Origin of the sequence: Kangiella profundi (genome assembly GCF_002838765.1) — a bacterium.
GTDB lineage: Bacteria > Pseudomonadota > Gammaproteobacteria > Enterobacterales > Kangiellaceae > Kangiella > Kangiella profundi.
This window is the reverse complement of the sequence record NZ_CP025120.1, coordinates 1,459,028-1,477,383: the sequence shown is the minus strand read 5'-3', so window position 1 is coordinate 1,477,383 and position 18,356 is coordinate 1,459,028. Positions and strand designations below refer to the sequence as shown.

Genomic DNA, 18,356 nt, shown 5'->3' with positions numbered 1-18,356 from the left:
GTTTGTTTTGTAATAAGGGCTTTCTTCGGAAAGCCCTTTTTTGTTTTCACTTGTAACTATCGAATATTTGTAACATCTGATGGAAGTGTTAATCTAACTGATTATTGTTGTCAGGAGTTCGATATGCAGCATCATGTTTTTAATAATCCAATAACCACCAGTGCAGATTCAGGATTGGATATTGCAACTTTTGCCATGGGCTGCTTTTGGGGAGCTGAGAAGCTATTTTGGCAACAACCAGGTGTTGTTATGACTAGTGTTGGCTATGCAGGCTCTGACTACAAGGATCCAACCTATGAGCAAGTCTGTAGTGGCTTTACCGGTCATGCAGAAGCAGTCCAGATCATTTATGACCCAGAACTTATATCCTATAAGGAGTTGTTAAAGCTGTTCTGGGAAAACCATGACCCAACTCAGGGTATGCGTCAGGGAAATGATATTGGAACTCAATACCGTTCAGTTATATTTACTCACTCACAAAGACAAAATGAACAAGCCCAGTCGAGTATGGACGAGTACCAAAAACAACTGAGTTCTAATGGGTATTCAACCATCACCACCGAAATAGAGCCTATGATGGACTATTATTTAGCCGAAGAGTATCACCAGCAATATCTCTCTAAAAATCCAGGCGGTTATTGTGGTCATGGCGGAACTGGCGTTTGCTTTATTAACAATTAATTATCATAAGTTATACAACATAGGAGTCATTTATGGCGCACTTGAAACCACTACCTGCAGAAAGTCATCCGGAATTAGCAAAAGACTTTAAGATATTCGAGGAAATACTAGGGTTTGTACCTAATAGTTTATTGACCATGCAGCGTAGACCTAAGATGGTAGAAGCTTTTGGTGTTTTAACCAAGGCTGTGATGGATCCTGAGGGTGAAGTTGATCTAGGTTTCAAGCGTCTTATTGCTCACTTTGCAAGCAGAGCTGCAGGTTGTCAGTATTGTGAAGCGCATTCACTGATAGCCGCAAATATCCACGGTGTTTCCCAGGAAAAACTGGATGCCATATGGGACTACCAAACCAGCCCAATGTACTCCGATGCTGAGCGAGTAGCACTGGACTATGCCATGGCTGCGGGTTCAGTTCCAAACGCAGTTGACGAAGAATTGATGGAGCGCATGAAAAAGCATTGGTCAGAGAATCAAATTGTAGAAATTCTCGGTGCAGTATGTCTCTACGGCTTTTTAAACCGTTGGAATGACTCGATGGCAACCGATCTGGAAGAGCCTCCCAAGCAGATGGGCGAAAGAGTGTTGGCCAAGGGCGGCTGGACCGGTGGCAAACACACTAGTTGATGATCATAATGTTAAATTTGTGAGCTGTGACTTGCTGTATATAAATAAATGGTGGATTATTGGTATCAGCTGATTGATTTGTAACCAGCGCTTATCAATACACAATCAATAACAAGGTGGATCTTATGGCAGGTAAATTTGTTGTATCAAAAGGAAAAGATGGGAAGCTATATTTCGTGCTAAAAGCCGGTAATGGTGAAACTATACTTCAAAGTCAGGGCTACAGTTCGCAGGCAGCTTGTGAAAATGGAATTGAGTCAGTCCGTAAAAACTCACTTAATGCAGATAGGTTTTCAAAAGAAACTGCAAAAGATGGACGTTTTTACTTCACGTTAAATGCCACTAATGGCCAGCAGATTGGTAAGAGCCAGATGTATAAGTCGGAAAGTGGTCGTAATAATGGCATTGTATCAGTTGCAAAAAATGCACAAGATGCAAAAGTAGAAACTGAAGCTGCGGCTTAAAACACTTTAGCAATAATCAAAAGCCCTCGATTGAGGGCTTTTTTGTTTAGTGGCTGCCTTCTGACTTAGACGTCAGGTAATCCATTATTGCAAATAACAATCCGGAAATAACAAAGGTTCCATGGATAAGCAGTTTCCATAAAACAACGTCTGTTTCGATGGCTTCTGGCATCTTATCTAGCTGCATGTAGGTTCTTAGTAAATCAATACCTGAAATCGCGACGATAGAGCTGATGAGTTTAACTTTTAAGGTTGAGAAGCCAACTTTCCCCATCCAGCCAGGTCTATCTTCATGATCCGCAACGTCAATTTTTGAAACAAAACTTTCATAGCCACTAAAGATAATAATAATGAGCAAGTTAGCCAGTAACGTCATATCTACCAGAGCGAGAATGCCCAGTATTGTTGCAATTTCACCAAGTTCACCAAAATGAGTAATAAGATGCCAAAGCTCTTTGGCAAAACTACCAAACAAAATAAAGATAGAAATAATAAGCCCAACAAAAAATGGCGCCAGAATCCAACGGCTGCCAAATAGTGCTTTTTCAAAACCACGCTCAATATTTTTCATTTAATCCCCGTATGGTTTTATTGATTTCGGCTTATTCTAATGGAATACCAGTAAAACTGCATAAAAAAGTGCGACTTTAATCGAGTTGCATCAATTCTGTCATTCTCTTGTTATTTAGCGTTATGATAATCAAGCCTTAATTAACTTTTTGGATCAATAATCATGACTGTGCAACAAGGTGATTTTGAAGGCGAAGAAACTTCCAGTAAAAAACTTTACTTATTCAGGCATGGAAAATCAGACTGGGAGGCAAGATTTGGCAGTGATCATGACAGACCCTTAGCTGAAAGAGGGCGGATCGCTGCGGAATATATGGGAAAGCACCTGGCCAGAGTTAAACAAGTACCTGATCTTATTTTGTGTTCCACATCTGTACGTACTAAAGAGACGTTGGCGTTGGCAATGGAGAGGGGAAAATGGCAATCGGATGTTATCTATTATCGTGAGCTCTATTTGGCTGGTGTTCAGGAGACTTTGGAGGTTATTCGGAAACAAAGTGACTCAGTCACTAAACTGATGATTGTGTCCCATGAACCCATGTGTTCGTCTTTAATAGCAGAGCTAGCAATGGGGGCTAATGTTAAGTTTCCAACCGCAAGCGTTGCCAGAATATCCTTCCGAGCTGAGCATTGGAAGGATATTAACTCAAACAAAGGGCGGCTTGACTGGCTGTTGACGCCAAAAGCTTTGTTTAAATAAACTTGCTGGTTAAAAGAAAAGCGACCAAAGTCGCTTTTCTGAGTTTATTAGAAGCTGTTAGAAATACCAGTTAAAGAAGAAACCAATATTATTACCATCAAAGGTTTCTCCAGTAGGGTCGTAATCATAATCGATATGGGTATAGCGAACACCCCATGCCCAAACGTCATAGTTGTTTTCATACTCCAGAACTAAGCCAAGTGCATTTTCAAACTCTGCGGTTCCTTGCAAGCCAGGAAGGTCAAGATCCAACTCAGGGTTTAACTCATAGGTGAAACCTGCACCAAACAAATGGCCGTTATTGTTAATGGAACCAATTATTGTAAGCGGCATGCGGGAAAAGGTGGCATCGCCATTGGATGCAAAGACACCGCCACTTTTGTAGCCAATGGTACTTTTTAGTGCCCATTCTTCAAAGTCAGCCCTGAAACCAAAATCCAGCCAGAATCCCTCGCCGGTTTTGACTTCGTCACTTGAGCCATCGGTAAAGCGAATGTCATCGACTAATGTTTCGCCACCGAATGAAAGTCCACCACCCAGAATACCTGAAACCTGAGCTTGTTCCTGCGCCTGTGCTACAGTATTAAAGGTTAGCCCCGATGCCAAAAGTGCGGCAATTGCAATTTTATGAGTTGTCATTTTTCTATCCTGATAGTTGTATAAAAAGCCTTGCTAATTATAGACTGTAGATATGTGAATAGAAACTTAACGTTAAACTTGAACTTGCTTACCTGTGGCCCCATTTATGCCATAATGAATGAGACATTTCGCGAAAGAAGTTGGTATGAGTAACGACCATAATCACAGACATGACCAAGAGCATGAGCACGGCCTGGCAGTAGCCGATGCTAAACCTAAGCTCAAACAACCACCCATGTATAAGGTGTTGATTCTTAATGATGATTACACCCCGATGGATTTTGTGGTGGATGTACTGCGTAAATTTTTTACAATGGACAAAGAACAGGCAACACGCGTTATGTTGCAGGTTCACCACGAAGGGCAAGGTGTGTGCGGCGTTTTTACGCCTGATATTGCTGAAACCAAGGTAGTACAGGTCAATGAATTCGCACGTGCGAACCAGCACCCTTTGTTATGTGTTATGGAACCGGAAGACGGTGAATAACTCAATTAAGCGTTACATAAGGTAGGTGGCATTATGCTCGATAAAGCACTTGAACAATCATTAAATCATGCCTTTCACGATGCTCGTGAAAAACGTCATGAATTTATTACCATCGAGCACCTTATGCTGGCCCTGCTAGATAACAAAGATGCTCTAGACGTCTTGCGCGCTGTTGGTGCCGATATTGGCGTTCTTAAGTCTGATCTTGAAAAGTTTGTTAATCAGACCACACCTCAGTTCTCAGACGAAGATGACGAGTTTGAAATTCAGCCCACTATTGGTTTTCAGCGTGTATTGCAACGCGCGGTTTTCCATGTGCAGTCCTCTGGACGTGAAGCTGTCAGTGGTGCAAACGTATTGGTTGCTATGTTTAGCGAGCCTGAATCTCAGGCGGTTTTCCTCCTTTCCAAGCAGGATATTTCCCGACTTGATGTGGTTAATTATATTTCACATGGCGTCAGTTCAGACGAAGAAGACTTTCCTGAGCTTGAACATGAAGAAGGCGAGCAGGAGCCACAGGAACCAAGACCACTTGACCAATATGCTGTCAATCTTAATAAATTAGCGGAGCAGGGGCGCATTGACCCTCTAATCGGTCGTGCCAACGAAATTGAGCGTGTAGTGCAGGTACTTTGTCGCCGCCGTAAAAACAATCCTCTGCTTGTCGGTGAAGCCGGTGTCGGTAAAACCGCAATTGCCGAAGGACTGGCAAAGCGAATCGTTGATGGCGATGTACCAGAAGTAATAGCAGATGCCGTGGTTTATGCTTTGGATCTGGGAGTTTTGCTGGCCGGTACAAAATATCGAGGTGACTTTGAAAAACGCCTGAAAGCCGTTTTAGCGCAGCTCAAGAAAGAATCTCACGCAATATTGTTTATTGATGAAATCCATACCATTATTGGGGCCGGAGCTGCTTCTGGCGGCACCATGGATGCATCCAACTTGATCAAGCCCGTATTAGCTAACGGTGAACTACGTTGTATGGGCTCAACTACCTTCCAGGAATATCGCGGTATCTTCGAGAAGGATCACGCTCTAGCTCGACGCTTCCAAAAAATTGATATCAATGAACCTACCGTACAGGACACTGTAGCCATCTTGGAGGGATTAAAAGAGCGTTACGAGAAGCATCATGGAGTAGTTTACTCAAAGCAGGCTATTCAGGCGGCTGCTGAGCTTTCTGCAAAATACATTAATGACCGTCAGCTTCCTGATAAAGCTATTGATGTTATTGATGAGGCTGGGGCACGTCAAAGAATCTTACCTGAAGAACAGCGTAAGAAAACTATTACCCCTCATGAGATCGAGCAGGTGATAGCTAAAATCGCTCGAATCCCTGAAAAAACGGTTTCATCTTCAGATAAGAAATTACTACAGAATCTTGAGCGTAATCTTAAGATGGTGGTTTTTGGCCAGGATCCGGCAATCGAGACCTTAGCAGAATCTATCAAGTTGTCTCGTGCAGGGCTTGGTCAGGAGAATAAACCTGTGGGCTCTTTCCTGTTTGCTGGCCCAACAGGTGTCGGAAAAACTGAGGTTACTAAGCAATTAGCACGTCTGATGGGCGTTGAGCTGATTCGCTTTGATATGTCCGAATACATGGAGCGTCATACGGTTTCGCGTCTGATTGGTGCGCCTCCCGGCTATGTGGGTTATGACCAAGGTGGTTTATTGACAGAAGCGGTCAACAAAAACCCTCATGCAGTGGTGCTTCTTGATGAAATTGAAAAAGCGCACCCAGATGTATTCAATCTGCTCTTGCAGGTTATGGACCACGGTACACTGACTGACAACAATGGCCGTAAAGCTGATTTCCGTAATATTGTTCTGGTCATGACCAGTAACGCAGGTGCGCAGGAAATTATTAAAGGCAATATCGGCTTTAAAGAGCAGGATAGGTCACGTAACAATGAAGAAGCAATCAATCGCACATTCTCGCCTGAGTTCAGGAATCGTCTTGATGCTATTGTTTGGTTCAATTCATTGCCACAGAAAGTCATCATGTCGATTGTCGATAAGTTCCTGACCGAAGTTCAGGGTCAGCTGGATGACAAGCAGGTTAATCTGCACGTGGATGAAGCTGCCCGTCAATGGTTTGCGAAGCACGGTTATGATGAGAACATGGGCGCTCGCCCAATGGCTCGCCTGATTAGCGACAAGATCCGTCGACCATTGGCTAATGAAATTCTGTTTGGAAAGTTAATGCAGGGTGGGGATGTCTACGTCAGCATTAAAAATGATGAGCTGGATATTCGCATTGAACCTCATATGGAAAAGTTACCGCAAGGAACATCTTAGTATTTACATAAGCACAAAAAAGGCGCCAATGGCGCCTTTTTTTATAATGCTTACAAATTAACGGGCACGGAAAGTAATACGACCCTTTGTTAAATCATAAGGGCTGATTTCAACAGTAACTGTGTCACCAGTTAAGATACGAATGTAGTTCTTGCGCATCTTGCCTGAGATGTGTGCAGTAACAATATGACCATTCTCGAGCTCTACTCGAAACATAGTATTTGGCAAGGTTTCTAACACTTTACCTTCTAATTCAATTACGTCTTCTTTCGCCATGTTAAGCCCGTTTCTCCTCTTTGACTTTCAACAAAATGTTCAAAAAATGCGCGCGTATAATGCACTATTTAGACAATAATCGCAAAGTTTTTGTGTGAATAGGACCTAATTGGATCAAAATTTGCTCACTGAACCGGCTAGTAAGGTGTTAATTAGCTAATATCAGAGCTAGGAATGGTTTCTGAGAGGAGTTTCCAACGATTGTTATGCAATACCTCCGCTGGACGGTATGCGCTCTTGTAGCTCATTTTGTGGCAGTTCTGAATATAGTAGCCGAGATAGGCATAAGGCAGGTTGAGTTTGCGTGCCAGCGCAATAGTTTTCAAAATCAGAAAAACACCGAGGCTTTTGTAACGCTCATCTGGAGTAAAAAATGAATAGACAGCGGACAGTCCATCATCGAGTAAATCCAGACACATGATGGCTATTGTTTGCTCTCCATCTTTGACCCTGATCTGCGCCGACTTGCACCAGTCGGAAAACAGAAAGTCAGCATATTGCTCGTATGATGGAGGATACATATCTCCATCTCTATGACGCTCAGTAATGTAGAGTTCATATAGCTCATAATCTTCATGGCTAGGCTTTGCTGGTTCAAAATGAATACTCAGATTTTTATTAGCCTTTAAGATTCTCTTTTGGCTTCTGCTGGGTTTGAACTGCTCGGTTAAAACCCTAAATGGCTGGCAGGCAGAGCAATGTGGGCACTTGGGTCGATAGACATGGTTGCCACTGCGACGAAAGCCTAAACGGCTTAGTTCTGAATAAAGGGTGTTATTCATGGGCAGTGAAGGGTCGGCAAACAGTGATACTGCAGTTTGATTGTCGATATAGCCGCAGGCATGCTCAGGCCCTGCATAGAGCTTGATATGTTGAGTGCTTTTCTCTTTGTTACTCATGACAAGCGCCTCGTATCGTCAGCTTTTCCATTCCTTCAGAATCTTACTTTGCCATAGATTTGGGGGCTGTTGCCAGTTAATTTCTTGCTTTAAAAGTTGTAAGAATTCAGTGCGCGGCATGTCCCGTGCTCCCATTCGATACAGATGAGGATTACCCACTTGTGCATCAAGCAATAGAAAGTCGGCATTTTTCAGATAATTGGCTAAGTAGACCAAAGCAATTTTTGATGCATTAGGGCGTCGGCTGAACATAGACTCACCAAAAAAGAATCTGCCAATACTGACACCATACATGCCGCCAACCAGCAGCTTTTCATTATCATTGCTTTCCCAAATTTCGATGGAGTGGGCCAGCCCTAAATGGTGTAACTTACAATATGCCTGTTGCATTTCAGGCAGAATCCAGGTGTCCGGTTGATCCGTTCGGGGGGCTGCACACTCACGTACTACCTGCGGAAATGCTTTATTGATTGTAATTATGTACTTGTCTTTATTGAGTTCTCGTCTGAGGGAGCGTGATACATGAACCTCATCGAGTAGAAATACGCAACGAGGATCGGGCGACCACCATAAAATTGGTTCATCCTCACAGAACCATGGAAAAATCCCATGTCGATAAGCTTCTATTAGCCGTGTTGCTGATAAATCCCCACCAACTGCCAGTAAACCATTAGGCTCATCCTGTGCTAATCGTGCATCAGGGAAAAGTGGTGCTTCATCAAGTAGGAATATACTATTGGGCATAGTTTTTTGAATTATTTGTCACTGCTACGAAAGTAACAATTTTACGAGGTTTTGGCGAGGTCTTTGTGTCTCTAACTATTAGCGATTCATAGTGAATATTAATAACCCTTATGAATTAATCAGATTGCGCCATACTGTTTAGAGTTTTACTATTCGCCAATCTGCATTACTCGGATTGATTATGATTCATCCTAAACATCACCGAATTGTTTTTTCATTTTTCATGTCGCTACTAATGTCGTGCATCATGTCATTTATTATTAGCGTCTTTAATGTCGGTTTTGTCAGTAATATTGTGACGATATGGCTTAAAGCCTGAGCATTTGCTTTTGTCGTTGCTTTTCCAGCTATTTTTCTAGTTTCACCTTTAGTTCATAGATTGGTGAGCATGGTGCTTAAGGAGTCGCAATAGTCCTGGTTAATTAAACAAAGCCCTCAGGTTCATCCCTAAACACTGATGGCTTTACCCTGTGACGAAAAGTGGAAGTGTCAAAAGGGGACGAGGAAACTGGCTGTAAAACTACTTGTCGCTGACCATGGCTAAAATATCTTACAACCCGTCTCCTCAGACTTGATATTAGATCTATGGTGCGTCATATTGTGTCGTACTTAAACATCCAATAAGAAGGATTTCATGGCGGTAAAAGAACTGAGCCAGATAGAAAGACAGCTGGCAATTCTCAGACGCATTCCCACTGAACCACAAAAGGTTACCGTTAATGACTTGATCGAATATCTAGAGTCCAGTCATAACATGGGAAATTTAAGTAAACGCAGTATTCAGCGTGATATGGCCATGCTTGAGCGTGTCTTTGGTGTGCATGTTAGGACTGTGGGGCGTGAGAATTACTACTATTTCCCGCAAGGCTCGCATATATCGCTCAAGAAGATGGGGCCGGATTTGGCGCTGGGTTTCCTGCTCATGGAGAAATACACGCACAGCCTGTTACCCGAAGCAAGTCTGGATGCGCTTGCCCCATATTTCAAAGAAGCCAAACTGGCACTCAAGAATGAAAAATACAAATATGCGGACTGGGAAAAGAGGGTGGCTATTTACCCTAAAGTCTATCCGCTGGAGCCGGCGAAGTTTAATGCTAATCACTTGCTGGATATTTATAAGGCTTTACTACTCAATAAACAGTTTAAGATGAACTACACCAAAAAAGGTGGCGAAACTAAAGACTATGTTGTCAGTGCACAAGGTGTCGTTCAGCAGGAGCAGGTTAGTTACCTGATAGCAACTTATGAAGGTCAAAAGGCTGAAGGGCTGATTCAGTTTGCCATTCATAGGATTAATGATATTGAAATCCTGGACTCATCACCAAAACGTGTTGCCGGTTTTGATATTAGAGAATACCTTGAGCAGGGCGGGTTGGATATCAGCCTTTATGACGAGCAAAGTATCGAGCTTATTTTTAACAAATCAACAGCACAGCATCTTAAAGAAACGCCTTTAGCAAAAGACCAGTCATTGACTGAGCTAAAAGATGGCAGAGTGCGCGTTAATGCAACAATCAATATTACCCAATCAATCAAATGGTGGTTACTGGGCTTCGGTGATCAGGTTGAAGTTATAAAGCCAAAAGCTTTTCGCAATGATATGAAAATGACGGTGCAGGGTATGATGGAACTGTATAGTCAAAAATCTAAATAGAATAAGGTTAATGATGAACATCTGGTATTTACATGGCTTTAGAAGCTCCGCCAAAAGCCCTAAAGTTAAAGCGATGCAACAGGCATTTCCAAGCTGTCATGTTCGGGGTATTAGTTACACGCCACACTCACCGGTTGTGGCCGAAGAAATTCTTATCAATGAGTATGAAAAGCTGATAGGTAAAGATGATGTTCTGATCGTTGTTGGAACTTCGCTTGGTGGCTTCTGGGCTAGATGGCTGGCTTCTGAACTTCCTATTCAATCATTAATGATTAACCCATCCTTGCATCCCGATAAAACGCTCGAAACCGGAGAGTTTACGGTTTATGGCGAGTTTAACGAGATGATTAAAGTTACGAATAAAGACCTGCAAGATTTTAACCACTACAAGGTCACTAGTCAGCCCTATGGAGAATGCCAAGTTGCACTGGCAATGGATGATGAAGTGCTGGACTCAGCTAGCACCGCAAAAGAACTGGAAGGCATCTACCTGATACATAAATTCGACACAGGCACTCATCGCTTTACCGACTTCGAGCGGATTTTTCCGGTCATTGAACAGATGGTTGGCAAATGAGGTTTGCTCTTTGGGTATTGTTGTTACTTACAGTACAATGAAAACATCTTTCAAGAAGCCTTAATCTTATGACTACTTTTTACATCATAGCGGGAAGCATAACCATCGTTCTTGCTAGTTATGCAGCATTCCTTCTCGTAAAGCTTAATAAACAGAAGAAGGCGATGCAGCAATCAGAGTTAGCACAGGCAGAAAAGCATGATGCTCGAATGGAATCGATTATTGAAAGCATCACCTCAATCGCAAAGGCTATGAAGCATGAGCAATGCCCAACGATTGAAGGCTGTATTCGTCTAAAAGTTCTTATCGATCAATTACGACTGGAAGATCCCTTAAAAGAGAACTTTACCGTTTTCTATACCGTTTATGACAAAACTGCACATATCCCAACGCATCAGGGCTGGAAAGACTTAAAAACCAAGAAAAAGATGGTTCACACAAAGTTGATGATGGAGATTGAGTCAGAGTATGAAGCGGAAATAAAACAGTCGGTTGAAAAGGTTATCGAGCACTTTCAGACGGCGGTGCAAAGCGCCTCTTAGCCACTCAAGTATCTCTGATTCTAATCTATCTATTCTCTAGCAGTTCCTTTGTGTTGTTCGTGCAAGCTTTCCAACTTTTTAAGTGCAGAGAAGGTTTCAGAGGTTAGCTGTAGACGCTTTTTTGCATCTTCCAAGTCTAAAAATGGGCCGTTATTTTTTCTTTCGATAAGCAGCCCTTTCACTTCAGACTCCGAGAAAATATCGAGTAGCATAATTTCTACATGAGTGGCCATATTTAAGTTAACCGTAAGTGGCACTTCGACTCCTCCCCATGGCGCGTGAGGAAAGCGTACATCTGGCTTTAGCAACCAAATGGGGCTTCCTAATTCTTGTGTTAAGGATAACTGGTTGGTAGTCAGTTGCTCAGTGAGCGTTTCAACAGATTTAGCAATCAAAGAATACTGCTTAACGAAATTTTCAATATCTCCTTTGTGACCTGCATTTAACATAGATTGGAAAATAGATGCTATATCGCCATCTACAGTTGTAGCATAGGTCGTGTATAGAAAGCTCTTTATGGCACTTTTTGCATAGTTATTATCGTACTTTTGCATCGTTCGTAGTAGTTCGATGTAAGGTGACTCATTGTTTATCCAATCTGTTTCTGCCAAACGTTCAAAGAGCATCTTGTGATGAGCGAACGCCTTAACACTCCAATTATCATCTGATGGATCAAGAGCCGATAACTCTGGAGAAGTGGCTAAACGGTAGAGCAGAGTTGCAATTAGTCCTTCTGAGGATAGCATTGCCTGGGCATTTTTGAGCTGGTTACCGAAGCTAGCCATAACACCCTCATATTGATATTTCGTTAAAGGGTCTAAATCCTGGGGAAGCACTTTCTCAAAGGCAAATTTGTTGTGCATGACGCCACCGATACGCTCCCTGCCGTCAATATTTGAAAACCATTGCTCAGCACCCGTTGGTAATGTTCTTCCTTCTATCCTTGCTCGAAAGCCCTGACTTTTTGAGAAAGTAGCAGCAAAAGTCTGGAAATAAATGCCAAAGCCTTCATCAAATGCCGTTTGGTAGTCCGTTACTGCAAATACGTTGTGAAAACGACTGGACGGGGAGGGAGGCATTTCACCTCTAATACGCCGCATAAAGACATGGCCCATTTCATGGGCAAAAATTTCCAAAAAGCGACCATTGCTAATATCTTTGGCTGATACTGTCATATCAACATATAGTAAATCGCAGTACACCAAATCTTTATTACCCTGCTGTAACCAGAAGCCCTTGCGCGCAAAACCACCGTCTTCACTGGATAGAAATAAAAGTGTCTTATTATTAAATTGAGGGCAGGTATTGGTGCTATCTTGATACTGTCTAGACAAAGCATCTAGCTGTCTAATAAAACTGCCGAATGGTGTGTTAAGCTCTGCGGTGATAGAGGTCTGCATATCATTCAATGTAGCAAATTTTAGAATCGGAGCCTTTGAATTTTTGCCTGAAGATAAAGGCCTCGTCTCAGCGGACTCAAGTATCACCACATCAAGAGCTACTACATCAGCAAGTGCTTCACTATTTTTTGGCGCGTTAGCACATCCACTAACGATGAGTAGAGTTACCACATAATAGAAGAGTTTCATTTTTAAAATCCCAGACAGTAATTATTGTTAGTAATCAGGGTACGAAGATTTAGAATACTTAAAATAAGACACTTATGGAATGACTGGAATTGTTTACTAAACATTTATTACAGTTTGAAATTGCTGCTTAGGTTGATAGTTTTATTTGTAGCAGTCGCTTAAGACCATGGGAAATGGCGCACCTGAGAGGATTCGAACCTCTGACCTTTGCCTCCGGAGGGCAACGCTCTATCCAGCTGAGCTACAGGTGCATAATTTATATACTAAACGTTTCTTTAAACTTCTGATGTACGGAGCTGATTTTAGAGCTTCGCTCTATCCAACTGTACCCTATCTTCTAGAGAAGAAGGGGCAGACCCAGCTACAGGTGCATACCTAATACTTTTAGCTTATAGCACATTTACCGGTTTCATAAGGCGGGCGTATTTTCACAATAATTCTTGTGTTTATCAAGCTAAAACGGGCAGGGTGATTCTACGGTTATGGTTTTGCCTGTTTTAGGGTGTGTAATGGTCAGGCTTGCTGCGTGCAGCAATAAGCGCTTGGCTTTGGTTTCTGAACCATTTTTATTGTATAAGTTGCAGCCTAGAATGGGGTGGCCTAGCTCAAAGCAGTGAAGTCGGAGCTGATGGCTGCGTCCGGTAACTGGTTTTAGCTTTAATCGAGTGATTTGTTTTTCTAAATCGCGTTCAAGAACTTCCCATTCGGTAATCGCTTTTTTACCCTGTTCAAAATCTATTTTCTGCTTAGGACGATTTGGCCAGTCGGCAATCATGGGCAGGTCTATAACGCCACTGTCTTTTTCCACAATGCCATCTACAACTGCGATGTAGTATTTGTCAGTCTGGCGCAATTCAAATTGTTTGCTGATTTCCCGATGAGCAAATTTGGTTTGCGCCAATATCATAACCCCTGATGTTGCCATATCGAGGCGATGCACGATTGAGGCAGTTTTTGATTTAGGATGATTCTGTAGCCTGGTAACTACACAGTCTTTATTTTCTTCATGACGCCCTGGGATGCTCAACAGCCCCGCCGGCTTGTTTACAAATAGAAAGTGCTTGTCGGGATGCAAGATGCGTACTGGCTCGGGGCAAAAGGGGACTATATGGTAATCAGCCATTATTTGCCTGCCTTTTTATTGGGTTTTGTGGCAACCATGACCGCACGTTTTGGTGCTGGATAACCCTCAATGGTCAGATCCTTATTCTGTGGATCCAGATAATCTTCAAGCGACTGGAAGGTCATCCATTCAGTCGCACGCTGTTCATTAAGCCCAGTCTTGGCAACGTTAGCGATTTTAATATCCTGAAAATCCAGTTTTGCTAGCCAGTTTTTAAGCATGCCGGTGGTTGGAATAAACCAGACATTATTCATCTGTGCATAACGGTCTTTCGGAATGAGGCACTGATCAGCTTCGCCATCGATAACCAAGGTTTCAAGTACCAACTCACCGCCGGGGCGGAGCAGGTTTTTCATGTGCAATATATGATCAATGGGGGAGCGGCGATGATAAAGAACACCCATGGAAAAGATGGTATCAAACCCTTGATCGGATAAGTTTTCCGGCAGGTACTCAAGACCAACAGGCAAATAGTGAACCGGGTAGTCGGACAGATAGGTTTGCATAACAGCAAACTGCATCAAGAAAAGCTGGGATGGGTCAATGCCGATGACTAGCTTAGGATTTTGAGCTGCCATTCGCCAACAATGATAGCCATTGCCACAGCCAACATCAAGTACGATGCGGTCTTCAAGAGAGCTAATTTGGTCTTTTAAGCGATCCCACTTCCAGTCAGAACGCCATTCGGTATCAATATGCTGGCCAAATAAATGAAATGGCCCTTTGCGCCAGGGATGGAACTTCATTAGCAGTTGTTTCAGCTGTTTTTGCTCATCTTCTGATAATTGAGCTGCGCTTCCAATTTCTACCTTACTTGCCAACTCAATATGATCTGGAGTGATATCCGGAAGCTCTTTAAGTAATTTAATCCAGTCACTCAAATTGCCATGAGTGTAATCTGCCATTCGTTGATTCACGGCATGCTTGAATTGATCAAGCCAGGGATGAAGTCGGGTATCGGAAATAGCTTTATAGGTGTTACTAAAATTAATCATAGCGGTTCATGTGCAATATTATTTTACGGCTATAAATGAAGCGAAGTTGTAATGCTGAAACCAGCTGTCGAATTGGCTGAAGCCAGCATTGGCAAAACGCTGATAATGTTTTTCACGAGTATCCGGTAACAACACATTTTCAAGCGCTGCACGCTTCTGTGCTATTTCCATATCGCTATAACCATTCTGTTTTTTGAAGTCATGGTGCAGGTCGATTATATGCTCGTCGAGAGCTTTATGTTGTATTGTAATCTTCTCAGATAACACCAGACAGCCGCCAGGAAGTAGAGCATCATAAATGCGGTTTACCAATTCCTGTCTATGGCCTCGGGGCAAAAACTGTAGTGTAAAGTTCAGAATAACCATGCTGGCTGATGACATTTCAAGCTCATTGATGTCCGCTTCCATGACTTCAATCGGCATAGAAAAGTTATAACTGGATTGGATCATCTGACAGCGATCAATCATTGCAGGAGAATTATCGACTGCAATAATCTTGCAGTCTGAGCGATCAACTGTCTGGCGGATAGCCAAAGATGCGGCGCCCAGCGAGCAGCCTAAATCGTAAATGGTGCTATTGGGCTGGACAAAGCGCTGAGCAATTTCAGCAATGCCCTGAATGATGGTTGTGTAGCCTGGCACTGAGCGCTTTATCATATCTGGAAACACTTCGACCACTTTCTGGTCAAACTCAAATTTCTTGATATCCTGCGGCTCTGCGAAAATGGTGTCTTTACGCTCTGTCATAATGGTTCAAACAAGCCGAAAAGGCTTTTAACAACTTTGGCCGCAATTCTACTATAATAGGCGCCACTTACCCATACTTAAGCCATGGTTTTTAATCAATAGGGTGTACATACGGTGAATTCAGAGATAATACAGAACTTACGCTCAGACATTGATGAGCTTGATAGGCAATTAATGGCACTGGTTGAAAAACGGGCACAGCTGGTTCTCAGGCTCAGTGACGAGAAAAAACAGCTGGGTATGACCGATTATGACCCTACAAGAGAACAGGCCATCATTGAGCGTTTATATCAGGAATATAAACCGACATTCAGTCAGTCCGAGATCGAGGCTATATTCAAACCAATATTTAAAGCCAGCTTGAGAATACAGCAGCCATAAAAAAGCCCGCCTAAAATAGGCGGGCAAAAGTTGCGTCTCAAAATGAGAAGGAGGTATTTTGAGATGCGGGATTTAGCACTAAGGGGTAGTTAATACTAATTCCACAGCCTCCACTTTAACAAAGCCGCCAGATCTGGCAATTTTCTAAATGTAACAAAGCATTTCTGCATTAAATATCTTTACAAAGCTCATAAATATCTAGGCTGGCACTAGGGTTAGATTTTTTATATGCTGTCCGCTTTGTAATTTTTAAACACTTTATTTTTTGGCTTAATTGATACGTTCGTAAGGGGACCAATGAAAAAGTTATTGATTTCTTTGAGTTTGCTTCTGGCCTCTACAGGCTTGATGGCAAAAGATGACGGCATGACTTTGGAAGATATTTCAAAGTTACAGTCCGTTACTTCAATTGATGTATCGCCTAATGGTGAATACATTGCATTTACACAGTCGAAACCACGTACGCCTTATGTTGATGAAGATGGCACAGCGTGGAACCAATTGTTTGTCATGAAGAAGGGTGGCGAAGCTCGTCCATTCATCACAGGTAACGTCAACATTGGTGGTGTTCAGTGGGCGCATGATAGCTCGACTATCTATTACACTGCCAAGCGTGGCCAAGATAAATACAACTCACTGTACAAAATTCCGGTTGATGGTGGTGAGTCACAGCAGGTTTTAAGTTTTGAAACCGATATTGGTGCTTACACTATCAGTCATGATGGCTCGAAACTGGTATTCCTTGCTAAAGAGGAAGACCCTAAACATTTAGAGAAGCTGGATAAAAAAGGTTTTAAAGCGAAGGTTTATGAAGAAGACATTAAAATGACTCATGCCTGGTTGTATGAGTTAGCTTCGCAGGAAGACTCTCAAAAACCACAAAAGCTGGACATCAAAGACCACGTTTTATCAGTAGCCTTCTCGCCGGTAAATGATCAATTGATGATTCAAACGTCACCAACCTCTTTGATTGACGACATCTACATGAAGAAGTCATTAAAAGTTGTTGATTTGGATGGCGATATCGTTGCCAGCTTTAAAACCGAAGGTAAGCAGGGTAAAGCTGTATGGTCAACCGATGGTAAGCAGATTGCTTTCCTTGGTGCCAATGATTACAACGATCCTACTGATGGTGCTCTATACGTCGCAAATGTTAATGATGAAACCATTTATAAGCGTGTTGCTAATTTGACCAGCCACGTTATGGATCTAGCTTGGAGCGGTGATGATGTCATTTACATTGAGCATCAGGGTGTTGAAAGCCGTATCGTAAAAGCCGCCATTAACCGCAAAATCGCTGACCGCCCAGTGGTCGATTATGGCAACGGTATCCACAGTCGTTTAAGCGTATCTAGCACCGGCGATATTTATGCCATGACTGATACAGCTTCTCATCCACGCGAAGTTTATGCATTTAATGCAAAGGGCTTTGAGCGTCTAACAAACAGCAACCCATGGTTAGCAGATAAAGCGCTTGGTAAACAGGTGGCTTATGAGTATGAAGCGCGTGATGGTCTGAAAATTCAAGGTGTTCTGGTTTATCCATTGAACTACAAGAAAGGCAAGCGTTACCCAATGATTGCCTTCATTCATGGTGGCCCGGAAGCGCATGAATCCAACGGCTGGAAAACCAACTATGGTGATCCTGCACAATATGCTTCAGCTCAAGGATATTTCTCATTCTTCCCTAATTACCGTGGTAGCACAGGTCGTGGTGACGAGTTTGCGCGCCTCGATCAACATGGCTATGCCGATCCTGAGTTCACTGACATTTTGGACGGCAAACTGGCACTAGTAAAAGACGGCGTGGTTGATACTGATAAAGTAGGCATTACCGGCGGTTCTTACGGTGGTTATGCTACTGCATGGTCATCAACTGCATTGTCTGAACACTATGCAGCAGGCGTGATGTTTGTTGGTATTTCGAATCAGCTTTCTAAGTTTGGTACTACAGATATTCCTAATGAAATGCAGGCCGTTCACGCGCGCGCATGGCCTTGGGATGATTATCAGTGGATGTTGGAAACCAGCCCGATTTATCATGCTCCAAAAGGTAAAACGCCGTTGTTGATCATGCATGGTGAAGCTGATACTCGCGTACACCCGTCGCAGTCAATGGAAATGTATCGTTACCTCAAAACATTGGGTAATGCGCCTGTGCGATTGGTCCTTTACCCAGGTGAAGGTCATGGTAACCGTAAGGCAGCCGCGCAACTTGATTACTCAATGCGTCTAATGCGCTGGATGGATCATTACCTGAAAGGTAAGGGTGGTAATCCTCCTCCTTATGACCTAAAGCATGAAGAGAAGCTAGAAAACGGTTCTGATAGCTCTGAGAGTTAATATTGAAATATCAGAATTGGA

General features: G+C 42.7%; 20 protein-coding genes, 1 tRNA gene and 1 pseudogene. 12 read left to right on the top strand and 10 right to left on the bottom strand.

All coding sequences use genetic code 11. The annotated features are described in order from the left end of the window. Window positions 1-123 precede the first annotated feature (123 nt). From msrA to CW740_RS06880, 3 genes are all read left to right on the top strand, one after another. A complete protein-coding gene (gene msrA / locus CW740_RS06890) occupies window positions 124-681 on the top strand; it encodes a peptide-methionine (S)-S-oxide reductase MsrA (RefSeq protein WP_106646828.1) in 558 nt (185 codons plus the stop codon). 32 nt (window positions 682-713) lie between these two features. Continuing rightward, window positions 714-1,307, top strand: coding sequence for a carboxymuconolactone decarboxylase family protein (locus tag CW740_RS06885; RefSeq protein ID WP_106646827.1), 594 nt, complete (start codon window positions 714-716; stop codon window positions 1,305-1,307). A 125-nt stretch (window positions 1,308-1,432) separates the two neighbouring features. Next, entirely contained in the window at window positions 1,433-1,771 is a 339-nt protein-coding gene (locus CW740_RS06880) for a YegP family protein (RefSeq protein WP_106646826.1), read from the top strand. A 46-nt stretch (window positions 1,772-1,817) separates the two neighbouring features. On the opposite strand, the gene CW740_RS06875 is transcribed toward CW740_RS06880, so the two are convergent. Beyond that, a complete protein-coding gene (locus CW740_RS06875; RefSeq protein WP_106646825.1) occupies window positions 1,818-2,342 on the bottom strand; it encodes a TIGR00645 family protein in 525 nt (174 codons plus the stop codon). 162 nt (window positions 2,343-2,504) lie between these two features. Here CW740_RS06875 and CW740_RS06870 point away from each other — a divergent pair, with 162 nt between their 5' ends. Continuing rightward, complete coding sequence (locus CW740_RS06870) at window positions 2,505-3,041, top strand: SixA phosphatase family protein (protein WP_106646824.1); 537 nt, start codon at window positions 2,505-2,507, stop codon at window positions 3,039-3,041. 57 nt (window positions 3,042-3,098) lie between these two features. On the opposite strand, the gene CW740_RS06865 is transcribed toward CW740_RS06870, so the two are convergent. After that, window positions 3,099-3,680 (bottom strand): hypothetical protein, encoded by a 582-nt coding sequence (locus tag CW740_RS06865; protein ID WP_106646823.1) that lies wholly within the window; start codon window positions 3,678-3,680, stop codon window positions 3,099-3,101. A 145-nt stretch (window positions 3,681-3,825) separates the two neighbouring features. Between CW740_RS06865 and clpS the strand changes: the two genes are divergently transcribed. After that, window positions 3,826-4,167, top strand: a complete 342-nt coding sequence (gene clpS / locus CW740_RS06860) for an ATP-dependent Clp protease adapter ClpS (RefSeq protein WP_106648070.1) — start codon at window positions 3,826-3,828, stop codon at window positions 4,165-4,167. Window positions 4,168-4,200: 33 nt separating this feature from the next. Then, complete coding sequence (gene clpA, locus CW740_RS06855) at window positions 4,201-6,465, top strand: ATP-dependent Clp protease ATP-binding subunit ClpA (RefSeq protein ID WP_106646822.1); 2,265 nt, start codon at window positions 4,201-4,203, stop codon at window positions 6,463-6,465. A gap of 57 nt (window positions 6,466-6,522) precedes the next feature. Here clpA and infA read toward each other — a convergent pair whose 3' ends face one another. From infA to aat, 3 genes are all read right to left on the bottom strand, one after another. Next, window positions 6,523-6,741: a translation initiation factor IF-1 gene (infA, locus tag CW740_RS06850; protein ID WP_018624762.1), complete on the bottom strand. Its 219-nt coding sequence runs from the start codon at window positions 6,739-6,741 to the stop codon at window positions 6,523-6,525. Window positions 6,742-6,893: 152 nt separating this feature from the next. Then, on the bottom strand, window positions 6,894-7,640 hold the full coding sequence (locus tag CW740_RS06845; protein WP_106646821.1) for an arginyltransferase: 747 nt from the start codon (window positions 7,638-7,640) through the stop codon (window positions 6,894-6,896). Window positions 7,641-7,658: 18 nt separating this feature from the next. Beyond that, entirely contained in the window at window positions 7,659-8,384 is a 726-nt protein-coding gene (gene aat, locus CW740_RS06840) for a leucyl/phenylalanyl-tRNA--protein transferase (RefSeq protein WP_106646820.1), read from the bottom strand. Between the two features lie 181 nt (window positions 8,385-8,565). Between aat and CW740_RS06835 the strand changes: the two are divergent. The 4 genes and pseudogenes from CW740_RS06835 to CW740_RS06820 all read left to right on the top strand — a co-directional run bounded on the left by CW740_RS06835 (window position 8,566) and on the right by CW740_RS06820 (window position 11,157). Beyond that, window positions 8,566-8,796 (top strand): annotated as a pseudogene (locus tag CW740_RS06835) (DUF2798 domain-containing protein). Between the two features lie 222 nt (window positions 8,797-9,018). Then, the gene (locus CW740_RS06830) at window positions 9,019-10,038 is read left to right on the top strand and encodes a helix-turn-helix transcriptional regulator (protein WP_106646819.1); all 1,020 of its coding nucleotides are present in this window, start codon (window positions 9,019-9,021) and stop codon (window positions 10,036-10,038) included. Between the two features lie 10 nt (window positions 10,039-10,048). After that, a complete protein-coding gene (locus tag CW740_RS06825) occupies window positions 10,049-10,615 on the top strand; it encodes a YqiA/YcfP family alpha/beta fold hydrolase (protein WP_188459687.1) in 567 nt (188 codons plus the stop codon). 68 nt (window positions 10,616-10,683) lie between these two features. Continuing rightward, window positions 10,684-11,157 carry a DUF2489 domain-containing protein gene (locus CW740_RS06820; protein WP_106646817.1) on the top strand — a complete coding sequence of 158 codons (474 nt, stop codon included), beginning with the start codon at window positions 10,684-10,686 and terminating at the stop codon, window positions 11,155-11,157. Between the two features lie 29 nt (window positions 11,158-11,186). On the opposite strand, the gene CW740_RS06815 is transcribed toward CW740_RS06820, so the two are convergent. From CW740_RS06815 to cmoA, 5 genes are all read right to left on the bottom strand, one after another. Then, a complete protein-coding gene (locus CW740_RS06815; protein ID WP_106646816.1) occupies window positions 11,187-12,746 on the bottom strand; it encodes a hypothetical protein in 1,560 nt (519 codons plus the stop codon). 174 nt (window positions 12,747-12,920) lie between these two features. Further along, a tRNA-Arg gene (locus CW740_RS06810) sits at window positions 12,921-12,997 on the bottom strand. A 203-nt stretch (window positions 12,998-13,200) separates the two neighbouring features. Continuing rightward, entirely contained in the window at window positions 13,201-13,869 is a 669-nt protein-coding gene (locus CW740_RS06805) for a pseudouridine synthase (protein WP_106646815.1), read from the bottom strand. After that, entirely contained in the window at window positions 13,869-14,864 is a 996-nt protein-coding gene (gene cmoB / locus CW740_RS06800; RefSeq protein ID WP_106646814.1) for a tRNA 5-methoxyuridine(34)/uridine 5-oxyacetic acid(34) synthase CmoB, read from the bottom strand. Before cmoB ends, CW740_RS06805 begins: the two co-directional genes overlap by 1 nt. 18 nt (window positions 14,865-14,882) lie before the next feature. After that, window positions 14,883-15,611, bottom strand: coding sequence for a carboxy-S-adenosyl-L-methionine synthase CmoA (gene cmoA, locus CW740_RS06795; RefSeq protein ID WP_106646813.1), 729 nt, complete (start codon window positions 15,609-15,611; stop codon window positions 14,883-14,885). A gap of 114 nt (window positions 15,612-15,725) precedes the next feature. Here cmoA and CW740_RS06790 point away from each other — a divergent pair, with 114 nt between their 5' ends. After that, window positions 15,726-15,992 (top strand): chorismate mutase, encoded by a 267-nt coding sequence (locus CW740_RS06790; protein ID WP_106646812.1) that lies wholly within the window; start codon window positions 15,726-15,728, stop codon window positions 15,990-15,992. Between the two features lie 297 nt (window positions 15,993-16,289). Next, window positions 16,290-18,335, top strand: coding sequence for a S9 family peptidase (locus tag CW740_RS06785; RefSeq protein WP_106646811.1), 2,046 nt, complete (start codon window positions 16,290-16,292; stop codon window positions 18,333-18,335). Window positions 18,336-18,356: the final 21 nt, after the last annotated feature.